The organism is Jeotgalibacillus marinus (genome assembly GCF_040801915.1).
GTDB classification, from domain to species: domain Bacteria; phylum Bacillota; class Bacilli; order Bacillales; family Jeotgalibacillaceae; genus Jeotgalibacillus; species Jeotgalibacillus marinus.
Map to the genome: position 1 here is coordinate 1 of NZ_JBFMIA010000035.1, position 7,404 is coordinate 7,404.

Annotated in this window: 8 protein-coding genes and 2 pseudogenes; 8 read left to right on the forward strand and 2 right to left on the reverse strand. The window is 39.7% G+C overall.

The window, feature by feature from the left end:
* A partial coding sequence (locus AB1471_RS16355; RefSeq protein ID WP_367780834.1) for a helix-turn-helix domain-containing protein occupies positions 1 to 199 on the reverse strand: 199 nt, incomplete at its 3' end.
* A 446-nt stretch (positions 200 to 645) separates the two neighbouring features.
* Between AB1471_RS16355 and AB1471_RS16360 the strand changes: the two genes are divergently transcribed.
* Positions 646 to 909: a hypothetical protein gene (locus AB1471_RS16360; RefSeq protein WP_367780835.1), complete on the forward strand. Its 264-nt coding sequence runs from the start codon at positions 646 to 648 to the stop codon at positions 907 to 909.
* 100 nt (positions 910 to 1,009) lie between these two features.
* Positions 1,010 to 1,225 carry an FAD/NAD(P)-binding protein gene (locus AB1471_RS16365; RefSeq protein ID WP_367780836.1) on the forward strand — a complete coding sequence of 72 codons (216 nt, stop codon included), beginning with the start codon at positions 1,010 to 1,012 and terminating at the stop codon, positions 1,223 to 1,225.
* Positions 1,226 to 1,237: 12 nt separating this feature from the next.
* On the opposite strand, the pseudogene AB1471_RS18370 reads toward AB1471_RS16365, so the two are convergent.
* Positions 1,238 to 1,572, reverse strand: a pseudogene (locus AB1471_RS18370) (DDE-type integrase/transposase/recombinase); the annotation flags it as partial.
* Between the two features lie 480 nt (positions 1,573 to 2,052).
* On the opposite strand from AB1471_RS18370, the gene cydD reads away from it, so the two are divergent.
* From cydD to AB1471_RS16395, 6 genes and pseudogenes are all read left to right on the forward strand, one after another.
* Complete coding sequence (gene cydD / locus AB1471_RS16370) at positions 2,053 to 3,783, forward strand: thiol reductant ABC exporter subunit CydD (protein WP_367780837.1); 1,731 nt, start codon at positions 2,053 to 2,055, stop codon at positions 3,781 to 3,783.
* On the forward strand, positions 3,780 to 5,495 hold the full coding sequence (gene cydC / locus AB1471_RS16375) for a thiol reductant ABC exporter subunit CydC (RefSeq protein WP_367780838.1): 1,716 nt from the start codon (positions 3,780 to 3,782) through the stop codon (positions 5,493 to 5,495). The genes cydD and cydC overlap by 4 nt, the downstream gene beginning before the upstream one ends.
* Before the next feature lie 185 nt (positions 5,496 to 5,680).
* Positions 5,681 to 5,826 (forward strand): annotated as a pseudogene (locus AB1471_RS16380) (protein rep); the annotation flags it as partial.
* A 68-nt stretch (positions 5,827 to 5,894) separates the two neighbouring features.
* Entirely contained in the window at positions 5,895 to 6,545 is a 651-nt protein-coding gene (locus AB1471_RS16385; protein WP_367780840.1) for a hypothetical protein, read from the forward strand.
* A gap of 356 nt (positions 6,546 to 6,901) precedes the next feature.
* Positions 6,902 to 7,156 carry a hypothetical protein gene (locus AB1471_RS16390; RefSeq protein ID WP_367780841.1) on the forward strand — a complete coding sequence of 85 codons (255 nt, stop codon included), beginning with the start codon at positions 6,902 to 6,904 and terminating at the stop codon, positions 7,154 to 7,156.
* A 32-nt stretch (positions 7,157 to 7,188) separates the two neighbouring features.
* A partial coding sequence (locus tag AB1471_RS16395) for a hypothetical protein (RefSeq protein ID WP_367780842.1) occupies positions 7,189 to 7,404 on the forward strand: 216 nt, incomplete at its 3' end.

A 7,404-nucleotide genomic window follows, 5' to 3' on the forward strand; every position in this document is an offset into this window, starting at 1 on the left:
TTGTAACACCTACTATATAGTCAACGGAAGTATCTAATATATCAGCTAGTTTTGCGAGTGATTTTCCATCTGGATTTCTTCGCCCTAGTTCATATCCTGTATAAGTGCTTCTAGCAATGTTTAGCTCTCTAATAATTGTAGGAATTTTAATCTTTCTTTTGTAACGGAGTACCTTTAATCTATCCCCGATAATGCTCATTTTTCACACCTCCCAATAGCTATATTATTACTTATTTTTATTTTCGTTTCAATGCGCAACAAAAAATAAAAAAGATTAGTTCCTCTTGAAATCGTGTCAATTAGCGTATATAATAAGGGTAATATGTAACATGTTGGAGAAAGGAGGGTGGAAAATAAGCCTAAGTAATTTTGACTAGAAAGCAGAAAAGTATGACTTAAGAACGAGAGACAAATTTAGAATTTCTTGTTTATAGTTCGAAAAAGTAGACGTAACTACTAGAAATACCATGTTATACACGCTATTAAAAGCGTGGATAGAAAGGAGAAAATAGAAAAAAACGGATGCACTAGTTAATTTTTGAATAAAATATTCAGAATAATTAATTAATTTTAAGGTTTTTGTATAGAATAATTTGGAAAAGCACTGGAACAAAGACTTAGAAAAATAAGAAATGAGGAATGTTGATGTTGGGAATCAGACTGTGTCTTGAATCTGACGAAATGCTGTTGGTCAAAGCTGCTCTTAATACATACATACATGCAGTTAAACCAGGTGATCCAATATATATGCTTGCTCAGAAAAAAGTAATAGATGCGGATTCAATTATAGATGGAATGGTCATGAGGTGCATAGAAATAGCACTCACCAACAACAAAAATAAAGAATTAGCAGAAAAAATTGGACGGCAACGACTAGAATTTCAACGCTCGCACGTCTCTATAGCATGAAAATGAGTGGCCGAAGTGGCTGAACATTCTAGTATTCAGATACGGTTATGTTGCATATCATTAATTAGTTTTGTCCGATAGATGAATCAAAAGAGGAGGGATGATTCTAGTGAATAGTGTAATAGTGGGAGTAGGGCCGCTGGGATTATCAGTTTTTAAGCGTGTCTGTGTAAATACAGAACGACGAAACCAATATGCTATTAATAGAAAACAGGTGCATATTGACTTCATAGATCCATTTCCTCCCCAGGGCTCCGTGTGGAGAAAGAGCCATTCTCCTGAACTTATAATGAACACTGTCACTTCGCAGTTTTAGGTCACACTGAGATTAGAATAATAAGGGGGATCGATGTGTGAGATTAATAGTAAGAATCAGAATTTGTTTCATTTTAAGCATGGCTTCCACTCCACTCAAAATAGAAAAATGGCTGTTTTAAACTACTTTAATCCCAACTTCAGACGTACACGCTTCTTAATCAAACGATGATCTTGTTCCACGATATTATTGAGACAATTTACTGGTCTTACCCCGCTGCAAACTTTTATCTTCTTTTAACTCTTGAATCGTTACAGATAGGCAGGGTTCCTGTCTACTGTGATTACATTAGGTTTACAATTATGAGAAGCAGCCAAGGCTTTCCTGAAAAGCTTGGCTGCTTTTTGTATCTCAATATTCCTTTAAATAAAAATCAGCATTTTCCCTCTGAACCTACTGTCTATTTACTTTCACATAGGTTCCAACGACTTTCAAGCATTGGTTGTTTAAAGATGACTTCGTATACTTTCGTCTAATTGATGAAGTGCGGTAATAGGTAAGGGTTTGAGACTTTCACCGTATACAGCTCGTTCCATCTTATTCTTTTTAGACTAAAGGTACTAAACGACAATCTCTACGAATCGGTTTAAATCTTCTGTTTACATCGTTTGGAAATAGAAATGTAGCAGCAACCACACAGCATTCACCTCTCTCAACAAAAACCCCTTCTAATCCCTTTTCAATGCATTTTCACGTATAATCGTTTATAATAAGAACGGAAAAATGTGAAACTATTCACATGTGTGGAATGGTTATACTAAACAAACGTATACATAAATGATCTATTCGATAAATATTAGGTAACATGCTGGGAGGTCAGCAAATATATGAATGAACTTAAATCGATTGCAAAAACATATAAGGGAACGAGGATGTTTTTGGTTTTGATCGCAATCCTTTCGGGTATGACGATCATTGGACAAGCGTATTTTATCGTGGCTATTGTCGAGCGTATCTTTTTGCTGGGGCAGTCGTTCGGAGATATTGTTCCGCTTTTAGGTTGGTTGGCATTGGTATTGGTTGCTCGTGCAGGACTTACGTTTTTGAGTGGACGTGCAGGGGTAAGAATGGCAGCGAAGGTAAAAAATGATTTTCACAGGAAGTTAGTAACGAAATTTTTAAGAAACCCCGTGCAGTCATCGCTTCAAGGGCAGTCGGGGCAAAAGGTGAGTGTCATGATGGATGCGGTTGATGAGGTGGACAGCTACTTCAGTCACTATGTTCCGCAGGTGATTCAGACATCGATTGTGCCACTGATGATTATTGTGGTGGCATTTACGCAACACATGTATACAGGGCTACTGATGTTGATAACAGCACCCTTTATTCCGCTATTTTTCATTATCATTGGTATCAAAACGCAAAAGAAATCAGAAGAGCAGATGGATAAGATGGCTACCTTTTCAGGGAGATTTCTTGATACATTGCAAGGGTTGACGACGTTAAAATTGTTTGGGCGTGCAGCTCAGCAAAAGGAATCGATTCGTAAAAGTAGCTTAGATTTTCGTGATGCCACGATGAGTGTGTTAAAAGTCGCGTTCGTGTCATCCTTAATGCTTGAGTACATTTCCATGCTAAGTATTGGTTTGATTGCACTTGAACTTGGATTGCGCCTTGTTTTATTTGAAAGTGTGACGTTTTTCACGGCCTTCTTCTTGCTCGTACTTGCACCAGAGTTTTATTTAGCGCTTAAAGAATTAGGTAGCGCGTTTCATACGGGTCGAGGCAGCATGGGGGCTGCGAAAAAAATAGCGGATGAGTTGGCACAGAAGGAGCAAGCTGTTGAGTGGGGAGAGGCTCGTTTAGATACGACGGTTCCTCCAGCCATTGCGTTACGTGGAGTTGGTTTCCAATATGGTGAACAAGGATTTGCTTTAAAGGATATACAAGCGGACATCAAGCCCTATGAGCAAGTGGCCATCGTCGGTCGAAGTGGTGCTGGAAAATCAACGTTACTTCATTTACTTGCAGGGCTAATTGGTCCAACTAGAGGGGAAATGATCGTTGAAGGTCGATCGCTTTCTGATTATAAAGAAGCCGATTGGTTCGATGGGTTAAGCTACATTTCACAGCATCCTTATTTGTTTGCCGGAACGATTGCTGAAAATATTTCGATTGGTTGCAAAGAACAGGCGAGTCACTTTGACATTGAAGAAGCAGCAAAAAAAGCTGGGATAGCCGAGTTAATCGAGTCTCTTGAAAAAGGATATGATACGCCAGTAGGTGAAGCCGGGCGGGGACTATCTGGCGGCGAAAAACAACGTGTTGCGCTTGCTCGTGCCTTTTTGAAAAAGCCATCTGTGATCTTGTTTGATGAACCAACGACTGGATTGGACCTTCACACAGAACGTATTTTACAAGCGTCTATCAAAGAGTTATCACAAGGTTCAACGGTCATTACAGTAGCTCACCGCCTGCATACGATTAAACATGCAGATCACATTTTATTTTTAGCGAATGGAGAATTGGTTGCTCAAGGAACGCATGATGAGCTTATGAAATCAACCTTGGAATACCGAAACATGGTGTCTGTGCAGCAGGGAGGTGTGACAGAATGAAGGATTTAGCGATTGTTATCAAACTAATGATGGTTGAAAAAAAGGACGTTCTGACCTCCATTCTGTTTGGTTTTTTAGCTGGCATCACAGCAGTTGGCCTGTTTGCATCAAGTGGCTACTTAATTTCAAAAGCAGCGCTCATGCCTCCTTTGTATGCGCTAACCGTGATGATTGCGTTACTGAAGCTTTTTGGGCTAGCGCGAGCAGTCAGTCGATACGGAGAAAGGTATTTTTCCCACCGAGCAACGTTTACGATTTTAAGTAATCTACGCGTGCGTTTTTTTGAAAAGTTAGAGCCGTTAGCACCAGGTATTTTTCAAAAGTATCGAAGTGGTGATTTACTTGCGCGTATTGTCGGAGATGTGGAAAGTCTTCAAAACTTCTTTTTACGGGTGTATTATCCTCCGATCGTGTTAGTGATTGTGTTTTTAAGTACCGTCGTGTTCACGTCGTTTTTCTCGATTTACATTGCACTACTGTTAGTGGTAGGGCTAATTTTAACCGCATGTGTCGTACCGGCATGGTTTGCCTATAGTCAACGGAAGATTGATCACAACGTACGCGAAGTTCGCGGAGAGCTGTCAACAGAGGTAACCGAATTATTGTATGGCTTTTCTGATTTAAAGATTTATCAAAAGCTTGATGATAAAGAGCAGATGCTGACCGAATCATCTATGGCCTATATCAACGAGAAAGAACGAGACGGTGTCCAATCGATGTTTAACCAATCAATGAATACGATGGTGTCTCTTTTGATCTCCTGGTCGGTGTTAGCCCTCGGCGCGTTTTTAGTGGTGGAAGGTCAATTAGACGGCTTGTTTCTTGCGATGCTTGTGATGATTTCATTGACTGTATTTGAAAATGCGACGCCAATGGCCCTTTTGCCAAGTCATTTAGAAGAAAGTCGACTGGCATCGCATCGGCTGTTTTCCGTGGTGAGGGAAGAACCTTTGCGCGTTGAAGAACCAGTGCTGTCACTTCCGCAGGATCAAGCGTTAAGTGTGGAAATGGATGACGTAACATTTTGCTTTGAAGAAGAAACAAGGCGAGCGCTTGATGGTGTAAGCTTGCGCCTTGAAGCCGGATCAAAAACGGCGATTGTTGGACCCAGTGGATCAGGGAAATCGACGTTGATGCAATTACTGTTGAAAATTCAGCGGACGGATGCAGGTGAAATACGCTTAGCTGGAACGCCGATCTCACAGGTTGCACAAGAAGACATCTGGACAAATTCAAATGTCGTACTTCAGGAAAATCACTTTTTCTATGGGACGATTCGAGAAAATGTAGCCTTGGCTCGTGATGGCTTGAGTGATGAAGAATTGATAGACGCCCTTGACAAGGTGCAGCTTTCGCATCTCAGCTTGGACGATGAAGTGTTGGAAAAAGGAGAAAATCTTTCTGGCGGAGAAAAGCAGCGATTAGCCATTGCCCGCGCAATGCTAAAGGGTGAACGTCTATGGCTGCTGGATGAACCAACATCATCAGTAGATGTACTGACAGAACGCACCATTTACCATCACCTGTTTGAACAAGCCGTGGACGATACACTTGTCTTGATCAGCCACCGTTTAACCGGTCTCGAGAAAATGGATCAAATCATAGTGATGGAAAACGGTACGATCGTGGAAGCGGGAACATTTGATGAATTGATGGCTAATAGAGGATATTTTTATGACATGAAAGAGATTGAGAAAAGTGTGTTGCTATAAATTTATAGTGGAACAGAGCTGTCGGTAATGGGATGTCGATATCCAAGATTTCGATGCCAACAATTTCAAAGGGAATAAATGTGATACAAGTAACCCAGCCGGTATATGTAATTGATCAAATGTAGCATCCTTCGGGGTGTTTTTTTCTTTTGTCGCGATAAGGAAAGTATATGTATAGTATGGCGATACATAAAGAGTTGATTTGGGTGATGCCGAAGATGGCGATCTTGTTCATGTGGATGATGATTTGGATGAGGCTGCTGATGGTGCGACTGAGGTTATGGCATATTGGCATATAGGTATAAGAAATTATGTAATTAGAGAGTTTTAAAAAAGCTGTTTAGAATTGTAATTTCTTTCTCATTTTTAAATACAATGAGAAAAAGGAGATGGGGACATATGATGACCTCTAATATTGAGATTTTTTTTATCATAGCGCTCATTAGTTTAGTTATCATCGCTATCTTTGCATCAATAACCCTGGTACTATCCCTAAAAAAAGAAAATCGAGCTTGTTGTATCGGTGCCGGTATTTTACTTGCGATTACCTCTATCGCATTGGGCATCCTTGTTTTTACTGGTGGGTTACTTTTCATTGTATCAATATTGTCATTTGATTTTTTTGAAATATTAGTTATAGTATCATCGTTTTTTTTATTCATTATCGCATTATTTGCATCACTATTTACTCTACTAGCTGTCAAAAAGAATGTTAAGTTTTGTTGTCTTGGCGGAGGTATTGCACTAGCGGGTATTGGTATTGGTGTTGGGTTGATCTTGTCAGTATCAATTTTCCTTTTCCTATTTGGGGTACCGCTGTTTATTTTTATCGTTTTATCGATTATCACTTTAGCTCTTATCTCAATTGTTGCTTTTATCGTTATCCTTGTTTCTTTGAAAAAGTGCGAGGGTCTTTGTTGTCTTGCAGGTTCTATCTCATTGGTTGGTGTTGTTATTGGATGGAGCTTGTTTGGTTTCTTTACTGTTCTTGTGTTGTTCGTATTTGCTCCACCTGTGGATATATTTGGATCTATGGATATATTTGGGTGATCTTCCGCGATAAATGTCTGACTGGAGCAAGAGCGGAAGGAATTTAAGAAGCGGACGAATGCGTTTGATTTACACTCTCTTGGTTTCTTGCCGCAAATAGTGATTCGAATGACAATGTTGTGTCATTTAATTGTGCGTTCGGATGTGATCGATATCTTTGATGATGATAACAACAATTTCAAAGGAATAAATGTGATACGAGTGACCCAGCCGATATATGTAATTGATCTATTTACATCCTTCGGGGTGCTTTTTACTGTTTATTCCTCTATTGTAGCGACTCTACCAAGAACGTTAATATGTCTTCCCTCATAAATTAAATGGTAAGTAAAAATAACAAGTTGAGGTGAACAACGATGACCGTTAAAGAACTAAAAGAATGTTGTGCATGTAAAGGAGTGGGCACGGCCCTTTGTTGGTTGGGACTATCGAACGCTATTATTATTGCAGCAGCATTGCTTGTATTAGGTTTCGGAGAAATTTGGTTTGCCGTGGTTGTTATTCCTGCGATTGTTGTCCTTATTATAGGGATCATTTTTGCAGTTATTACACACGTTCTTATCGCTAAGTTTGTCTTCAAATGTTTGAAAGATAAGAAGTGTCATTGCTGAAAACACCGTTCCGATTGTAGGGAGGTGAAGGGTTGAAAAGATCAAAAAACAAGGGCTTAGGGACGGCGATACTTCTCATGTTTGTTGGGGTACTCTTCTTAGGTATCGTCATCGTGGGAGGTATCTTGTTCTTTAACGAAAAAACAATCGTCGTGCCGGATGATGTTGGCACGATTTCAGCTGCAGTCACAAATGCCGATCCAGGAGATATTATCTTAGTAAAAACAAAAGAAGATGGTACTCCTTAT

Bases quoted from the DNA above. Each gene is read 5' to 3' on its own strand.
- AB1471_RS16360 (WP_367780835.1), top strand. From the start codon at position 646: ATGTTGGGAATCAGACTGTGTCTTGAATCTGACGAAATGCTGTTGGTC.
- AB1471_RS16365 (WP_367780836.1), top strand. From the start codon at position 1,010: ATGATTCTAGTGAATAGTGTAATAGTGGGAGTAGGGCCGCTGGGATTA.
- cydD (WP_367780837.1), top strand. From the start codon at position 2,053: ATGAATGAACTTAAATCGATTGCAAAAACATATAAGGGAACGAGGATG.
- cydC (WP_367780838.1), top strand. From the start codon at position 3,780: ATGAAGGATTTAGCGATTGTTATCAAACTAATGATGGTTGAAAAAAAG.
- AB1471_RS16385 (WP_367780840.1), top strand. From the start codon at position 5,895: ATGATGACCTCTAATATTGAGATTTTTTTTATCATAGCGCTCATTAGT.
- AB1471_RS16390 (WP_367780841.1), top strand. From the start codon at position 6,902: ATGACCGTTAAAGAACTAAAAGAATGTTGTGCATGTAAAGGAGTGGGC.